Source organism: Pseudoalteromonas sp. NEC-BIFX-2020_002 (assembly GCF_013002825.1).
Classification (GTDB): domain Bacteria; phylum Pseudomonadota; class Gammaproteobacteria; order Enterobacterales; family Alteromonadaceae; genus Pseudoalteromonas; species Pseudoalteromonas neustonica.
Genome location: NZ_JABEPJ010000005.1, coordinates 253,751 through 267,143, shown reverse-complemented (window position 1 = coordinate 267,143; position 13,393 = coordinate 253,751). Strand labels below are relative to the sequence as shown.

The following is a 13,393-nucleotide window of genomic DNA, read 5'->3' as shown; positions in this document are numbered from 1 at the left end:
TTACCTTTGGCCTCGATGAACTTACGGCGTATATGGGCTAGACATGCAACCAGTGTTGCCTTCGTTTGCTCGTATGCTTTGTAGCCGTCAACGTGCATGTAGCCTTGATAACCGTCAAGAAAATCAAATAAATAGGACAGGCACAATTTTTTTGCAAAAATTATAGTATCAACTACTGTTATTACATACAGTTCAACTAAGGTTGATATTTTATGACTCGCGCAAGAAAAAAGCTGATTGATTTAGCATCGACATCTTATTATCACTTAATCTCACGATGCGTGAGACGTGCATTCTTGTGTGGTGATGATAAATACACAGGTAAAAACTTTGATCACCGTAGGGCGTGGTTGGTAGAGCGAATTAAGTTATTAAGTAGCGTGTTCGCTATTGAAATTGCCGCCTACGCGATTATGAGCAATCACTACCACCTTGTTGTGAACGTTAATAGACGTCAAGCACTTGATTGGTCAGATGATGAAGTAATTGAACGCTGGTATCTACTTTATAATGGCCATGTTTTAGTCGACCGCCACTTAAAAGGTGAGCAGTTAGATAAGCCAAGTTTGCTCTTTTTCAATGAGATCATCGCTAAATGGCGAGAAAGATTGTATGACATCAGTTGGTATATGAAAAACCTCAATGAGTACATTGCCCGCGAAGCCAATAAAGAAGATAACTGCACGGGCAAGTACTGGGAAGGGCGCTATAAGTCACAGGCATTATTAGATCAAACCGCAGTACTCAGTTGCATGGCCTACGTTGATTTGAACCCCATAAGAGCAAATATAGCCGATACGCTTGAAAACAGTGATTTTACCTCAATTCAAGAGCGTATAGCGCATTTCAAAGCCTTTACCATAGACACGGTTAAAGCGAATAAGCCTCTCAAACAAAAAGATACTGTTCAACATGAAAGTCAACCAGCACAGCTAAAGCTATTTGGTGGTAATCATATTAAAGGCACGATCCCCTTTGCATTACTGGATTACATTGAATTAGTCGACTGGAGTGGCCGCCACATAGCTCCAAAGAAAAAAGGGCATATCAACAACGCAGTGCCAAAAGTGCTCCTGACGTTGAATATAGAAGAAGCGCAATGGCTTGAATCAATTCAACGTTTTAGGCAGCAGTACTCAAATTTTGCAGGCAGCAAACAACGGTTAAAGCAGCAAGCCGCCAGCAACGATGTAAAATGGTACAAAGGCGCAGGTTGAACAGTTGCATCTTCATTGGTTTGTTTAAAAAACACGTTATTAAACAAAGTGTCGACCTCGATTTGCCTTTTATACCTAAAATTCCTGCCAAGCAACTGAATTCTAAGTGCTGTAACTAACACTAACAGTGCGCAAAAAATAATGATACGGTTACCTACGATGGTAGAGGTGCAAAATTTTCTGGCAAAATATATGCCTGTCCTTTTTTACTTTCTTTTTTACTTTCCACAAATGTTTGCCTTAAAAACTTAGGAAACAAAGATGACGCCCATCCTAAATTTTGTAGCTTAATCGGTTTGACGAGTTACTGGCAGGTACACTTTACTAGACGCTTACAAATAACCATTTGATGGGTGAAATGAAAATAACGCAGTAGTAAAAGATAAATTCATAACCTAAAAGTAAATTTAGTGGAGTAGCGGTGTCGGTTCAATTAGAGTGGTTGTCTAATTTGTTGAGGAGAGTCATCACATGCGAGTGATTTGTTGAACTACTTGATCTTTTATGCGTAATGTAACCGACCTATTGAGCTCTTGTAATTCGATTACGGCCAGTATTTTTTGATTTATATAGCGCTTTATCTGCAGCTTCTATTAATCCTTCGCTAGTATCTGCATGCTCAGGAAAAGATGCAACACCAAAGCTAGCGCTTAGGGGAGGTATCTTTTTAGTATTTATTGTTAAAACATTATTATTTACAGTGACTCTTAATTTTTCAGCGATCAGTTCAGCTTGATTAATAGTACAGTTTGGTAAGAGTATTACAAACTCTTCACCTCCATATCGACATGCGTAATGGTCATCATGTATAGCGGTACCAAATATTTTTGCGAACGTCTTTAGGGCCTCATCTCCACCAATATGCCCGTATTCATTATTAAATTGTTTAAAATGATCAATATCAGCTATAACTAAACTCAATGGAGTGGTTGTGTTATTTGCATACTCTAATTTTTCTTCTATCAACTCATCGAACTTACGTCTGTTCAGTAATCCTGTTAGGCCGTCTATCATTGCTGCAAACTCAAGCTCTTTACGTTGTTCTATAATAGTTTTTTTCATTGCATTGAATGTATTAGCAACGTTTGCCATTTCTAAAGGGATACCGATATTTATAGTATGCTTGTTATCTCCTGTCGCAAATTTTGAAGCACCTTCAGTGAGCTTACCTAAGCTACTTATTAAAGAGCGATTTATAATTATTAAGCCTATAATTCCGAATAGAATAGATAAAAATAAAACATATAGATACAACTTTTCAGCTGAAATTAAGGCATCAATCGATTGTTTATGTAGCCTATCATTTTCCGATTGTATACTTCCATAAATTAAACCTAAAGTGTGGCCTAGTGATTCAGTCTTACTCTCAAATTCAATAATTTTTTGGCTAGACTTATGATCGCTCATAGTATTGTATTGAGAGTTATTTAAGATAAAACGAGCTTCTTTATCGATAGTTTGCCATTGTTTCTTAGCCCTAGAAATTTCCATTAAAGATTCAGTGTTTATAATTTCTGAGGCTAGTTCTAATTTGCGAAATGCACTCTTAATTTTTAGTGCTTCATGTTCATATTTTGTCTTATAAGCTAATTGTTTACTAACAAGGAAATCAGTTACCGATGCGGACATGCCCCAGGTTGCTTGCTGTAACTGATTTATAGGAAAGAAAATGGCTTGCTGCTCTTCTGATAAGGATAAGAGTGGGTTGACTACACGTTTATTAATATATGTGTAAGTTAAAATCGAAAATATTAAAAATGGTATAATTGTTATCAATAACCCTGACATTAACCAAAATCGAAGGGAACGCTGCTGCCAAAAAGCTATTATTTTATTGTACATTAAGACTTAACTCGAAATTTTTATGTGGAATTAATACAATTGTAGTTTACGATTTACTTGTGTAAAGCATTCACTCTTCAGGAGCACAGTCACACCTTTTTTCTGAGCATCAAATCAATCGAGTCGTTAGCCTGTTGCGTACAGTATGTGGGTGCTAAAAACACCAAAACCAAACTCAGATGGTTTACAAAATTTATGGATATACTTATTTACAAAGACAAGCCCAAATTGTATTCAGTGGTGTCCATAAAATAAGGTATCAGCATTTGGCTATGAGTTTCGTAAAGCTATTTACTACTAACACCTAAAAACAAAGCTCTGAGAATTATTTACACTGTTATTCGTAAAAGTTGCAATTAATTGATTTTTGTGTGCAGTTTTACATACTGATATATTAGTTTATATTTTTAAGTTGTTGATTTTATAATGTTAATTCTGTTTTTTCATTTCTGGTTCAACATTTGCTTCTAATAAATTCATACACAATGTTTAAACTTAAAAAGGAGTTATTATGAGTAATGTTATAACGGGTTTATTTGAGAATGCTTCAAAAGCAACATTAGCAATCTATAGATTAGAGGCGCTAGGTGTTTTAAATTCAGAAATTAGCATCGTTGCCAACGATTCTTACACAAAAGATGATTTTGCTGTTGATGAAGGCACAAAAGCTGCTGAAGGCGGCATAATTGGAGCTGCATCAGGCGGCGTATTAGCGGCAATTGTTGGTGGTTTGACTGCTGTTGGTGTTGTGGCTAGTGGCGGAACTGGATTGATCGTTACTGGTCCTGTAGTGGCGGCTCTTGCCGCTGGCGGTGCTGGTGCCGCTGCCGGTGGTACAGTAGGTGCTATCATTGGTGCTTTTATACCTGAGCATGAAATCAAATATTATGAAGATGCCATTGCCAAGGGATCAGTTCTATTAGGTGTTAAATATACCAGTGAGAACAAGAGTGATATTGAGGACGCGCTTAAAAATGCAGGTGCTGAAAACGTATCTACAGCATAAGGTAAGTACATTTTTTGCGTGCGAATAGCGTGCATATTACCTAAGGATGCGGAGGAGCTAGTTATAGCTTCTCCGCTTTTTTTATTGTTTATAAAAAATAGAGTAACGATATAAAAAGAGCATGTTGACTCTCCCATCTAATGTTACCTCACCATTGGATGATATTTACGCTTATTATTTGATTGCAAAAAAAAATTTACATAAGTTAATCTGTTAGGGTGGTTTATTTTAGATTGATTTATTTAATGCAATTATCTATATTGGTCCGGTAAGTGTTACATAAAATAATAAAAGTAAGCTAAAGCAATTTGGCATATCTAATCAATGAGTAACAAAGCCCATGGATACTAATACTTCACTTTCGCAGTCCGCCAAGCATTTGAAAAAAGTTATTCCTATGATGTCGAGCTTTAAAATACCGTTTACCCCAGTCAATTATGCGATTTGGTATTGTTATGTATTAGGCCGTAACTTAGAGTTTAACTTACGCCTTGATAATATATTAAAAAGCTACAAAACCTGCCCAGCAGATAAAGCTCGCGCATTATTTGATGAATTTTTATCAGATAAAGATCTCGCTTTGTTTTATGAGATCTCTACGAGCTTTCAAGACACTATTGAAGATGTAAAAGAAGACATTGATAAAACACTTGCAACTTCTCAAGGGTTTTCGGCATTTCTATACCAGTGTAATTCGGGACTGCAGGGCATTAAGAATAATAGTGTTGAGTCATATGATGAAGTGCTTGGTATTGTCGATCAACTCACGGAAGAATCAGTGCTTATGCAACAAAATGCGTATTCATTTCAGAAAAAGTTAGAAAGTGCCTACGCAGAGATATCAAATTTAAAACAAACACTTTTAAGTACTCAAGAGGCTGCTAATACTGACTCGTTAACGGGGTTGTATAACCGAGGTCGATTTGACCTTGATATCGCTCATTTTTGTAATGAGGAAGCGCCATTAGGAATGAACCATGCATTGATATTTATAGATATTGATCACTTTAAAAAATTTAATGATGATTTTGGACATCAAAAAGGTGACGATGTACTCAAAGTCGTTGCTAATAAAGTACTTAATGCATGCGGTGATTCGTTTAAAGGATATCGCTATGGCGGTGAGGAATTTTGCATTTTAGGTGATTTTTCAGGTATTTCAAATGCATTAAACTTTGCGGAAAGACTTCGTAAATCAATTGCAAAGCTCTGCGTTAAAAGTAAGAAAAGTGATAAAAAACAGCGAGCTATATCAGCCAGTTTTGGCATTGCATTGATCGAAGAAGGTAATACTACACCGGCTTTTATTGAGCGTGCGGATAAAGCATTATATTTAGCCAAAGCATACGGAAGAAACCGTGTAGAAATAGCATAAAATAGTTGTTGCCTTAACTCAATGTGAGTCAAATACTATTACACAAGCGAGGGGGATTTTGATTACTTTGGCAAGTATTCAAAATGGCGGAGTACTGTCTTGTTAGAGTAAATAAAAGCATTAACTCAACGTCACATCTGATTATTAATTTATTACAGTGATTTCCAATTAATGGCTTCATTAAGGGATTGAGTCAAAATTGGTGATCAGTTATGGTTGATACATCAATAAAAATAAATTTTAAATGAGTAACTCTGTAGGCTCGTTAAATAACTCAAGGAAGGTTGACTATGTTTCAAGGTTTTTTCAAAAGACGTAAAATCAAAAAATACGCTAGAAGCCTGCCTTTAGTCTTGAAGGCACAATACGGATATAAAAAATATTATACTCAAGCGCAGGTAGATAGTGTTATCAAACGAAAGAGAATTGGTAATCACAGTAGTACGGATGTGATCGATAACTGCTATGCATATGCAATGTATTGTTCCCCAGCAGAATTTAAAAATATTTATGATAGTGCTGGCGAGTCTTGCGATTATATTGCTATGCGTAGTGATGTATCTGATACTTTATTTAACGGAGTATCTGATTTTTCATTCGCCACACTTTTAGCCGAATCATCAAATTCAGCGTTAAATTCTTCGGGGAGTTTTGGAGGCGGAGATGGCGGTACAGATGGCGGCGGGGGAGGTGGTGATTAGTCGTCACTCAGTAATATACCCAAGCCACCTCAAGATGCAGTTTCAGTTGGAGTTAAAAGCGATTTAGGCAAGGCATTGATTGCAAATAATGGTTGTTCCCTTGTTAAAATCAATAACGCTGTATAAATCGCTTTTAAACCAACCCGTTGGGCGTTTCACAGGCGCTTACTCTCAGCGTTGTTACTTTTTAAAAGGGATGACCATTGTTGCAAAGTAACGCCTTGATATTAAACACCTGTGAAACGCTGAAGTCTGTATCTTGAGGCGGCTTGGGTATATGATACTCCTTGTTTTTTAAGGAGTTGGTACTTCGGGCTTTCGGGTTCGTAAGCCCAAATCTCATGCTACTTTTTATAGCGACAAAAAATGGCTCTGCGTAGTCTAAGTCAATAGTAATTATTACACTCCATAGGTAGGAGCAAGTTTTGTCTAAATTATATTTATTTTTAACGGTGCTTGGCATTGCTATTCCTTTTGGTGCATTTATTCCTTGGTTGGTAAATAATGGGTTAGATTTTACGGCTTTATTTTATGCTGCAGTCATTAACCCAATTAGCATTTTTGCTTGGTTAGATGTGTTAGTTGCTGCTTTGGCATTATTAATATTTATCGCTGTAGATGGTAAAAGAAACAAAGTTAAATACCGCTGGTTGGCAATTCTTGGAACGTTATCTATTGGCGTGTCTTTTGGCTTTCCTTTGTATTTATATTTAAAAGAAAAGCAGTATTTAGATTTAAAAAAGGCCTAAGTAGGTGTGGGGGGGGAGTTGGGTGAGTTTTTATATTTTTACTCCACAGGTAAGCAAACCTCTTAACCTGAAATTAGGCTGAGAGGTTTGTATTATTAAATTAGCGCCCGCCGGCATCTAACCTTGAGCGTTCGGTATTTTCTACTAAAACACCAGCCCCTAGTTTATTTATTTTTTGCCATGTACTTTCATCTATCTCAATACCAAAATCGACTGATTTTTCTTTGTTTTTTTCAATTTGCTTAGGTGTAATAATCAAGCTATCACTGCTTTGCAACGACGAGGTTAGGTCAACACGTGAGCTGCATATAATGGTGAGTGCTTGCTTATCTTCACCATTGGTTATGAGATTAGTAACTGCTTGACTATAACTTGGGTAGCGTTTGCCTGAGCAAATAGCTGCGGTGTGCTCGGTGACGGTATCGCTGCCATTTTTCCAATAAGCGGCTGCGCTGATCCCTCTACGGCCTCGGTCTGTTAGTGCTTTGAGAACAAACATCCGGTTATGGCAGTTATGTACTGTGACTGTTGCAATTCCTACCTCAAGTGCTTTTGCATGAGCAAGATCAACGGCGGCGGCAATGCAATTAAGTGCGCTGCGGTGATGAGCATCGATGATGGCTGAGGTGCTATCTTCGTAAATTACATTGCTTAATGGTTTGTCAAAATCATTACAAATGTAGGGGAGCGCATGTTTAAGTTCAGTTAAACCATTTAAACCATGTTTTTCTAGCCATAGCACCATGTTTGCAGCGTCTTCGTAATTGCCAACAAAATAGCCGCTTGCTTCAAAGCACCTGCGTAAAGAGGCTTTAAATTCATTCATTGAAATATTCACAGTATTTTCCTCATTGCTTTGGGATCAATGGCATAAACCAATCATCACTAAATGGTTTACCGATGTCTTCAAGTAATGGTGCACCTTGAAACATAGTGTTTCTAACCCATAATCGTGAACGAGGGTCAAACTTACTTACACCAAAAAAAGCGAGTTTGCAGCGCAGTAAATGCATTGGCAGTACGTTTTTATCAAGTAAATTTGCCTGGATATCACCATACACACAACGGTCCATACCTTGAATGCGTCTAACAATTCCGCGTAATTTTGGGTGAGCAACCATGAAGCGGGCGGTTATCTGACTTGGGTTTGCTGCAATGTAGTCAACCAAGATGTTATAGCATTTTCGTACAGCGTAACCGACGGCTAATGCCATGGCTTTCTTTTTACCTTCTACGTCAGCAATACTGCCTAGGCGCGGCTCCATTTTTTCTTCTGATCGATACCAGTAGGTTTCGCGCGCGCCTTCTGCGTCAAAGTCAATCGCCAACGCCCAGTCATAACGGCGTTCAATTACCGCTTTTAATTGGTGTAGTGGCATCAGTGGATCTAAATCAAGGTTTTCATCAGCGCAGTGAAAATCTTCTAGATCATCAACCAGTTCAGGGTAAAGTTCGAGCATAACTGAGACAAGGATCTCTTGGCTTTGCAGCGAGCAGTGCTGCTCACTAAAGGCAATTAATTCATTCCAGCTAGTAAAATTAGTGACTACCTGCTCAGTTAGCTTATTCATTTCTTGGGCGAGTACGATGTTGTGTTGAGTTTGCTGCTTATCTTCGGTGATTGTTTCATGTGTATGTTGCGCACAACGTTTTAGTAGTTCAAGCAGTGTTGTTTTGATTTGTGATGTAATAGCACCGAGTGAGCGAATACGGGCGAGTGCTAATTCGCGCATTTCAATCCATTGGTTAATTAACACAGGATGATTAACTAAGTAGGGTGCCATGCCAAGGCCAGTTGAGTTACCTATGCCAAAGTAACGTTTAATATCGGCGCGCATTGGTGTGAATGTTTGTTCGTTACGGTGACGTGCAATATGCTCCACTTGTAGCAAACTAAAGTTACGTAGCATAAAGCAAACAAACATTTCACTGGCAAATGGACGTGCAAAATCGCGATGTTTTTGTTGTACTTTTTCCCAATCAGCCATACCTAGCTTACCACTACCGTATACGGCTGTAGTACGGTAGAGATAACCCACTTCGGCAATTTTACTTACATCGGGTTGTTGTCCTGTAGCCAATTGATTTACTACGTAATCAAAGTTGCGAGCGCTGCGGTTTGCACGTGATAATACAAATACACGGGAGTCTACGCGTCCAGCCTCTTGTTTTGGTACATTTTCTTTTAACTTTGCAATGTACTCAGGATTAACACGGCCTTCAACTAACGCCATGGTTAAATCCCACTTCGTTGCAATTACGCGGTCGTTGCGCTCTTCAGGTAATAATAAGTCTGAGAATAATACAAAACTAAACAGCCCATCAGGCGCGTTCACTTCATAAACAACAGTACCAAACCCGTCGTTGTTAAGCTCAAAAGTGGCCAATTCAATCTTCCACCGTTCACGAAAAATTCTACGTACTAAAGTACGCATAAAACTTAACCGGCTTTGGTGCAAAGAACCCAATCGTTCAAGGTTCATTACTTGGCTTGGGGGGCGAAGTGGTAGTGCGTTATCACCCCAAAGTGAGGCGCGGATATCTGCATGTTTAGTCATGTTAATGATCTCTTTTATACAGTTTTAATACCTAAAATCTTTTTATAATAGCAACTCAGTTATGGCTGTTAACCACCTTCGTTTTTATTTATTAAAATGTTTAGGCAATGTGTGTTCAAAACTGGTTTTTATATAAATGGTTCTTCATTTTTGAACCAAAATTTACATTGTTACAAGTCAAAAAAGTCTATCTGTTGATAAGTAAAACTTATTGCTTGAATTCAAGTCTTGCTAAAACACATTAGGGCGTGTTGATCTTTCGTGATTAATTTTGCAGCAGTCTATTTGGTAGGTTAGGCAAGGTATAGCCTGTGTAGTGTGGTTGTTCCCCATAAATAGGCGATAACGCAGTATAAATGCCAAACATGCGCTCACGCCCTAGCATATAGCCTATAAAATGGAATTTGATAGGCCTGCTTTATTGTTGCGCCGCCCCCTGTTTTAAAATGAAATCAGCGAATGCTTGAGCAGCTGGTGAAAGTGATGAGTTTTTAAGTTGCACGATACCAATTTGACGTATCACATGAGGTGTTTTTAAGGGAATAAAACACAGTGTTTTATTGTGCTCTGGAAACGCAAAGCGTGGCAATGTTGTAATACCAATACCTGCTTCGATCATGGCGATTAACGAGAGCATATTGGAAATATAAAATTGTGAACCGTCAAGTAAAGGAGCTGCTTCGGTTTCTTCTAACAAGCGCGATGTGCCATTACTAATTAAGCGTTGATCATGTAAATCCTGCCAGTGCAGCTCGCTATTATTCGCAAGTGGGTTTTCGTTGTGGCATACCACGCCAATCTCGTCCTGCCAAATTGGAGTAAATAAAATATTATTATGTTCGTGACCATGAGGGAGGCTGGCAATACCAATATCCACTTGTTGCTTTTCAATTTTTCTTAGTACTGCTTCTGAGTTGTCATCGTAAAAACTGATATGAAGATCCGGTGAATCAGCAACAAATTTAGACAATAAATTAGGTAATAGCCGACATGCAATAGAAGGTACAGAGGCGAGCCGTAAATGCCCTGATTTATTGTTTCGCATTAACATCATGTCTTGCGAAATGCTGTCGTGATGAGCAATTAGCTCCTTTGCTTTAGGTAAAAAATGTTTACCAAAAGGGGTTAACTCCGTCATCGTACTTTTAGTGCTACGCTTTTCAAAAACGTCGGCGCCTAATTTATTTTCAAGGTCGCGTATTGATAAGGAGATAGCAGGCTGCGTACGACACGCCTTTTGCGCAGCATAATGAAACCCTTTTAATTCAGCAACCCAGACGAAGTGACGAAGTTGAGCAATCTTAAATTCAGGTAACACGATAAGTTTTCCTTATCAAAAGATATTAATTATTAATTTTAGTTATTAAAGCATGCTTCTTATACTGAATCCAATTAATTAATGGAGGTATTTATGTCATCAGTTTCAGTTTTTTGTAATTACATCGCAGGTCAATGGGTTGAAGGTGCAAGCTCTATTGCTAATGTTAGCCCAGCAGATTTAAGCGACACGATTGGACATTATGCCCAAGCCGATAAAGCCCAAACCGAGGCTGCCCTTGATGCCGCAGTCGCTGCTCAGCCTAAATGGCAAGAAAGTGGCCTTGAAGAACGCTACCGCGTATTAATGGCAATTGGTGATGAGTTAATCGCTCGTAAAGATGAATTAGGTAAGTTACTAGCACGAGAAGAAGGTAAAACATTGGCTGAAGGTGTTGGTGAAACCTATCGTTCAGGGCAGTTTTTTCATTACTATGCAGCAGAAGTGTTGCGTCAAATGGGCGAAACTGCTGACTCGGTTCGCCCTGGTGTTGAAATTCAAACGCACCGTGAACCCGTGGGCGTTGTGGGTATTATTACACCATGGAACTTTCCAACGGCAACCGGAGCATGGAAAATTGCGCCTGCATTAGCATTTGGTAATGCGATTATATTTAAACCTGCAAATCAAGTGCCTGCAAGTGCCTGGGCGCTAACTGAGATTATTTCTCGCCAAGGTTTACCATCAGGTACATTTAATTTAGTAATGGGCCCAGGTGCTGAGGTGGGTGATTTACTTATTCATTCCAAAAAAATTAATGCTTTAACATTTACCGGCTCTTTGGAAACTGGCCGAAAAGTAGCAGCGGCAACCGCAGTCAACTTAGTCAAGTGTCAGCTCGAAATGGGCAGTAAAAATGCATTAGTAATATTGGATGATGCAGATTTAGACAATGCTGTGGAATGTGCAGTTGGCGGCGCTTTCTTTGGTACAGGGCAAAAGTGCACCGCGTCTTCACGATTAATTGTAACTGAAGGGATCCATGACCGCTTTGTAGCGGCTGTTATCAAAAGAATGGAACAGTTGGTTGTTGGCCACCCACTTAAAGAGGGCGTGCATATTGGCGCGGTAGCCGATGCCCGCCAAATGGAGCAGAACCTTCGCTATTTAGACATTGCTAAAAATGAAGGTGCTACCTTGGCTATTGGCGGTGAAGTTGTGACAGAGGATACCGAAGGTTACTACCTAAAACCGGCATTATTTATTAATACTACAAATGATATGACCATCAACCGTGAAGAAGCATTTGCGCCTATTGCTTGTGTGATCAAGGTTAAAGACTATGAAGAAGCGCTTGCGACCTTAAACGATACAAACTACGGCTTAACCGGTGGAATTTGTACTCAGTCTCTTAAATATGCGACCGATTTTAAGCGTCGCGCACAAACAGGATGTGTAATGATCAATTTACCCACTGCGGGTACTGATTACCATGTGCCCTTTGGTGGCCGTAAAGAATCTAGCTTTGGGGCACGCGAGCAAGGCACGTACGCTAAAGAATTTTACACTGTGGTTAAAACCACTTATATCCGTTCATAACCAAGGAAAGTGCTATGCATGACAACCTAATAGTTATTGATGGCTTGCAATATTCTAATTGGAATAGGGCTATCTTTGAACAGTTAAAAAGTGGCGGTGTAACAATGGTCCACGTGACCATTGTTTACCACGAGCAAATTCGCGAAACATTGCTTCGAATAGGGCAGTGGAACCGTCTTTTTGAGCTGCACCACGATTTAATTATGCCGGTTAAAAGCACGGCTGATATCTACTTAGCAAAAAAGCTAGGCAAAGTAGGCATTATGTTTGGTGCACAAAACTGCTCTGCGATTGAAGACGATATTGCAATGATTGAGATCATGCGTGAGCTAAACTTGATGATTATGCAGTTAACTTACAACAATCAAAGTTTATTAGCTTGTGGTTGTTACGAAGCCGTTGATAGTGGTGTTACGCGCTTTGGCCGGCAGGTTATTAAAGAGATGAACCGCGTAGGGATGATTGTTGATATGAGCCACAGCGGTGAGCGTAGTACGCTTGATGCGATTGAAATATCGCAGCGACCAATTGTTATTTCGCATGCAAACCCCAGTAGTTTTCATGCTGCAAAGCGTAATAAATCAGACGAGGTATTAAAAGCATTGGGAGAGTCTGGTGGGTTACTGGGCTTTAGTTTGTATCCGTTTCATTTAAAAAATGGCCCAGATTGCACTCTCGATGAGTTTTGCGACATGGTGGCTAATACCGCTGATCTAATGGGGATTGATCATATTGGAATTGGCACCGATTTATGCCAAGAACAACCGATCTCGATTTTGCAGTGGATGCGCAACGGTCGCTGGTCAAAAGAAATGGATTATGGGGAAGGGTCTAAATCAGATGCTGATTGGCCAAAACCTTTGTCTTGGTTTAAAGATAGTCGCGACTTTCCTAATATCACTCAAGGTTTACTGGCGCGTGGCTTTCATGATGAAGAAGTAGCAAAAATAATGGGCTTGAATTGGTTGAATCTCCTTGACCAAGGACTACAGGCACAAAAGGTATAAAACGGATTTGGTGTAAGGAGCAATGGCATAGTATCAACGTAACATCTTGATAAATTATAACTAAAAGAGATCCATCAGGAG

The 13,393-nt window shown here is 39.1% G+C and carries 11 protein-coding genes and 1 pseudogene; 7 read left to right on the top strand and 5 right to left on the bottom strand.

What is annotated here, in order from left to right; translation table 11 throughout:
• Positions 1–125: pseudogene (locus HJP15_RS08410) on the bottom strand (IS66 family transposase); the annotation flags it as partial.
• 87 nt (positions 126–212) lie between these two features.
• On the opposite strand from HJP15_RS08410, the gene HJP15_RS08405 reads away from it, so the two are divergent.
• Entirely contained in the window at positions 213–1,217 is a 1,005-nt protein-coding gene (locus HJP15_RS08405) for a transposase (protein ID WP_249365814.1), read from the top strand.
• Between the two features lie 522 nt (positions 1,218–1,739).
• Here HJP15_RS08405 and HJP15_RS08400 read toward each other — a convergent pair.
• The gene (locus tag HJP15_RS08400) at positions 1,740–3,059 is read right to left on the bottom strand and encodes a sensor domain-containing diguanylate cyclase (protein ID WP_170173502.1); all 1,320 of its coding nucleotides are present in this window, start codon (positions 3,057–3,059) and stop codon (positions 1,740–1,742) included.
• 511 nt (positions 3,060–3,570) lie between these two features.
• Here HJP15_RS08400 and HJP15_RS08395 point away from each other — a divergent pair.
• From HJP15_RS08395 to HJP15_RS08380, 4 genes are all read left to right on the top strand, one after another.
• Positions 3,571–4,065 (top strand): hypothetical protein, encoded by a 495-nt coding sequence (locus HJP15_RS08395; RefSeq protein ID WP_054206938.1) that lies wholly within the window; start codon positions 3,571–3,573, stop codon positions 4,063–4,065.
• A 340-nt stretch (positions 4,066–4,405) separates the two neighbouring features.
• A complete protein-coding gene (locus HJP15_RS08390) occupies positions 4,406–5,440 on the top strand; it encodes a GGDEF domain-containing protein (protein WP_170173500.1) in 1,035 nt (344 codons plus the stop codon).
• A gap of 290 nt (positions 5,441–5,730) precedes the next feature.
• Positions 5,731–6,141, top strand: coding sequence for a DUF6559 family protein (locus HJP15_RS08385; protein WP_054454125.1), 411 nt, complete (start codon positions 5,731–5,733; stop codon positions 6,139–6,141).
• Between the two features lie 425 nt (positions 6,142–6,566).
• Positions 6,567–6,890: a DUF2834 domain-containing protein gene (locus HJP15_RS08380; protein WP_170173498.1), complete on the top strand. Its 324-nt coding sequence runs from the start codon at positions 6,567–6,569 to the stop codon at positions 6,888–6,890.
• Positions 6,891–6,990: 100 nt separating this feature from the next.
• Here HJP15_RS08380 and HJP15_RS08375 read toward each other — a convergent pair whose 3' ends face one another.
• The 3 genes from HJP15_RS08375 to HJP15_RS08365 all read right to left on the bottom strand — a co-directional run bounded on the left by HJP15_RS08375 (position 6,991) and on the right by HJP15_RS08365 (position 10,766).
• Positions 6,991–7,728 carry a DUF3726 domain-containing protein gene (locus tag HJP15_RS08375; protein ID WP_054205521.1) on the bottom strand — a complete coding sequence of 246 codons (738 nt, stop codon included), beginning with the start codon at positions 7,726–7,728 and terminating at the stop codon, positions 6,991–6,993.
• 10 nt (positions 7,729–7,738) lie between these two features.
• Entirely contained in the window at positions 7,739–9,448 is a 1,710-nt protein-coding gene (locus tag HJP15_RS08370; protein WP_054205520.1) for a hypothetical protein, read from the bottom strand.
• Between the two features lie 418 nt (positions 9,449–9,866).
• Positions 9,867–10,766: a LysR family transcriptional regulator gene (locus HJP15_RS08365; RefSeq protein WP_064436013.1), complete on the bottom strand. Its 900-nt coding sequence runs from the start codon at positions 10,764–10,766 to the stop codon at positions 9,867–9,869.
• Positions 10,767–10,859: 93 nt separating this feature from the next.
• Between HJP15_RS08365 and HJP15_RS08360 the strand changes: the two genes are divergently transcribed.
• Together HJP15_RS08360 and HJP15_RS08355 are read left to right on the top strand one after the other, a co-directional pair.
• Positions 10,860–12,305: an aldehyde dehydrogenase family protein gene (locus tag HJP15_RS08360; protein ID WP_054454132.1), complete on the top strand. Its 1,446-nt coding sequence runs from the start codon at positions 10,860–10,862 to the stop codon at positions 12,303–12,305.
• Between the two features lie 14 nt (positions 12,306–12,319).
• Positions 12,320–13,312, top strand: coding sequence for a dipeptidase (locus tag HJP15_RS08355; protein ID WP_064436012.1), 993 nt, complete (start codon positions 12,320–12,322; stop codon positions 13,310–13,312).
• The last annotated feature ends 81 nt before the right edge of the window (positions 13,313–13,393 follow it).

What these genes read in the sequence shown, in the direction of transcription:
- HJP15_RS08390 (WP_170173500.1), top strand. Translation starts at nt 4,406, where the DNA reads ATGGATACTAATACTTCACTTTCGCAGTCCGCCAAGCATTTGAAAAAA.
- HJP15_RS08370 (WP_054205520.1), bottom strand. Translation starts at nt 9,448, where the DNA reads ATGACTAAACATGCAGATATCCGCGCCTCACTTTGGGGTGATAACGCA.
- HJP15_RS08355 (WP_064436012.1), top strand. Translation starts at nt 12,320, where the DNA reads ATGCATGACAACCTAATAGTTATTGATGGCTTGCAATATTCTAATTGG.
- HJP15_RS08405 (WP_249365814.1), top strand. Translation starts at nt 213, where the DNA reads ATGACTCGCGCAAGAAAAAAGCTGATTGATTTAGCATCGACATCTTAT.
- HJP15_RS08360 (WP_054454132.1), top strand. Translation starts at nt 10,860, where the DNA reads ATGTCATCAGTTTCAGTTTTTTGTAATTACATCGCAGGTCAATGGGTT.
- HJP15_RS08395 (WP_054206938.1), top strand. Translation starts at nt 3,571, where the DNA reads ATGAGTAATGTTATAACGGGTTTATTTGAGAATGCTTCAAAAGCAACA.
- HJP15_RS08385 (WP_054454125.1), top strand. Translation starts at nt 5,731, where the DNA reads ATGTTTCAAGGTTTTTTCAAAAGACGTAAAATCAAAAAATACGCTAGA.
- HJP15_RS08400 (WP_170173502.1), bottom strand. Translation starts at nt 3,059, where the DNA reads ATGTACAATAAAATAATAGCTTTTTGGCAGCAGCGTTCCCTTCGATTT.